At 55.9% G+C, this 3,602-nt stretch carries 1 protein-coding gene; it reads left to right on the forward strand.

Features of this window, described 5'->3' with window-relative positions; translation table 11 throughout:
- The coding region (locus ZA07_RS00065; protein ID WP_053969695.1) for a T9SS type B sorting domain-containing protein at window positions 1-3,602 on the forward strand (3,602 nt) is incomplete at both ends.

Here is a 3,602-nt window from a genome sequence, read left to right on the forward strand (position 1 = left end):
GATCCCCAGCCACCGGTTGCGGTGATTGACCCAACCACGGGAGAAGTGACCGGAGCCTCCCCATCCGAGGAGATCACCATCATATACGCCCTAGACAACGAATGTAGCGCTTCCTCTGAAGTGACCTTCAACGTGATCGACATAGACGACCCGAGCTTCACCTTGACCCCGACCTGTGACGGTGCCACAGCCGAAGTAACAGGTACCCCTGGCGGGACCTTTACCATGGTGGACGTCAATGGCGTTGGCGGTACGATCAACCCGGATACCGGTGAGATCACCGGCGGTCCATCCGAGGCGGTCTATGACGTGACCTATACCACCAGCGGTACCTGTCCAGACTTTTTGACCCTGACGGTAACCGTGCCTTTCTCCGAGGACACCACCTTTGAGATGGCCCCCAACTGTAGCGGAGCAACCGCTACCATATTGGGAGATGTGGACGGGACCTTTAGCATGGTAGACCTAGGAGACGGTGCCAGCATCGACCCTGCCACGGGAGAGATCATTGGCGGACTTTCAGGAGCGACCTATACGGTCACCTATGCCTTTGAGAACATATGCAGTGAGCCAACGACCTTGGATGTCACGGTGATAGAGACCGACGACCCAAGCTTTACGCTTTCCCCAACCTGTGACGGCGCTACAGCTGAAGCCGTAACCCCGGGAGGGACCTATGCCTTTACAGACCCACAACCAACAGATGCCGTGATTGATGCAGCTACGGGAACCATCACCGGAGGAGCCCCTGGAGCGACCTATGAGGTAGTGTATACCACCAACGGTACCTGCCCGGACACGACGACCAATACAGTAACCGTACACCCGCTTCCGACCCTGGCACAGGACCCGGCGGAACTGATTGTCTGTGACGACAACACCCCCGACGGTGTTGTGGAGATGGACCTGACCCAAATGGACGGTCCCATCACGGGCAACAACCCGAACTACGTGGTGAGCTACCATGCCAGCCAGGCCGATGCCGATGCCGGTACACCAGAGGTGGCCCCATCCGCAGATGCCTATGTGGGTACGGACGGTGAAGTCGTTTACGTAAGGGTAGAGAGCGTGAACACCGGCTGCCATACCACCACGACCCTGACCCTTCAGGTAGTGGGTGCACCAGCGGCCAACATCCCACAGGCGCTTACCTACTGTGACCCTGACAACGATGACCTGGGCGAGTTTGACCTGGACAGCACCATAGAAGAAATTACAGGAGGTGACACCAGTTTAGATGTTACCTTCCACCTGACCTACCAGAACGCAGTGGACGATGTACTGCCACAGAGCAGTCCGTTGTCCAACGTCCTTGGACAGGTGATCTACGTAAGAGTGGACTATGCCGGTGTGGACACCGACTGTCCTACCATTGTGGAGCTGCAGCTGATCGTGCAGCCAACACCGGAGATTGCCGATCCATCACCATTGGAACTGTGCGACGATGCCGTTGCCGATGGGATGACACAGTTTGACCTGACCCAGGCCAACACAGAGATATTGAACGGGCTGGACCCAACACTGTACACGGTGACCTATTACACCGATGTGGCCGATGCCGAGATAGGGCCATCTGCCCCCAGTTACATAGCGGTCCCTACCGCCTATACCAACCAGTTTACACCACAGACCCTAGGGGTTCGTGTGGAGGACAATGCCACTTTGTGTTTCCGTACCACGACCCTGGAGCTGATCGTGAATCCGCTTCCTACCCCGGCACAGACCCAAGAGGCACTGCAGCTGAGCATCTGTGACGACAACGACGACAACGACGGCTATGCAGCCTTTGACCTGACCGATCAGGACGGGATCATTACCAGTGGGACACCCTCCTGGAGCGTGGACTACTACGAGACAGCGATAGACCGTGACAATGACAACCCGATAGCAGACTATACATCCTATACCAATACATCGATAGGTGGACAGCCGCACAACCCGCAGACCATCTATGTGAAGGTGACCGACCAGGATACCGGTTGCTATGCCTATTCGACATTGACCCTTGAGGTATCGCCATTGCCAACACCGACCCCTGCAGAGAACCTTCAGGATCTTGTGGCCTGTGACGATACCGATACGGGAGACCTGTCCGAGAGCTTTGACCTAACGGTGATGGAGGACAGTATCATCCTTCCGGGAGAGAACGGCCTAACGGCTACCTACCATACCACGGAAGAAGGTGCAGAGGAAGGGGACACATCCATAGCAGATGCCACGGCCTTTGTGAACACCCAGACCCCACAGACCGTATGGGTGAGGGTCACCAACGACCAAACGGGCTGTTACAACGTGACCAGCTTCCAGGTAGTGGTCAACCCGCTTCCCGATGCATCGGCAGAGCTTGAGGACCTGATCGCCTGTGAACTGAACACCGATGGTGTCTATACCTTTGACCTGACACAACAGGATGCCACCATACTGAACGGACAGGATCCGTCATCCTATGGAGTGACCTATTACACAAGCTTGTCCGGGGCACAGAACGCCACTGGCGGCATTGCCAGTCCCTGGGCCTTCACCAACACGGTGAACCCACAGGAGATCTTCGTGAACATCATGGACCTGGAGACCCGCTGTGACATCGCCACGATCAGTTTCTTTGTGGAGGTACAGGAAGCTGCCGAGGCCAACACGCCGGAGCCTTTTGTACTGTGCGATGACAACATGGAGTTTGACGGTGACCCAACGGACGACTCGGTGGCCTTTGACCTGAGCACGCAGAATGCCACGGTACTTAACGGTCAGGACCCGGCGAACTTCACGGTAAGTTACTATGAGACCGAGGCAGACGCCCTGGCCATGGACAACGCCATCGCCAACCCTACCTCCTATATGAACCTGAGCAACCCGCAGACCGTATGGGTGCGCGTTGACAACGATACAACACCGGATAGCATCTGCTACGACATCACCACCATGGAACTTCAGGTGGCGCCTATTCCTTCCTTTGTTCTGGAGGATGTGTACGTACTGTGTACGGACACCAACGGAACGGAGGTCGTGGGCTCTCCACTGATGGACACGGGACTTGATGCTTCGGCCTACAGTTTTGAATGGAGCGAGGCCACGGACCCTGCGGTGGTACTTGGCACGGATTCCAGCTACATGCCAACGGTAGCCGGCACCTATACGGTGGTGGTGACCGATGTGGACAACGGCTGCAGCAGCGCCATGAGTGCCGAGGTGATCCTGAGCTCTCCACCGGTGGTACAGGCCACGGTAACTACCCAGGCCTTTGCAGACAACCATGTGGTAACGGTAACGGCCACGGGAGCAACCGATGCGGTGTTTGAGTTCAGCATTGACAATGGTCCATGGGTGAGCAACGAGCCCAATGACGGCAGTTATGTGTTTGAGAACCTGTCCTTCGGGGAACACTTGGTACAGGTAAGGGATATTAACGGTTGCGGTATCGGCAGTGATACGGTGACGGTAATGGACTACCCATTGTTCTTTACCCCTAATGGGGACGGGGACAACGACACTTGGCAGATTTACAATATTAACACCCAAGTTAACGCTAAAATTTATATATTTGACCGCTATGGAAAGCTGCTCAAGCAATTGAGCCCCACTGGCGAGGGATGGGACGGTACCTA

It is taken from the genome of Mangrovimonas sp. ST2L15 (assembly GCF_001280515.1).
Taxonomy (GTDB): Bacteria; Bacteroidota; Bacteroidia; order Flavobacteriales; family Flavobacteriaceae; genus Mangrovimonas; species Mangrovimonas futianensis.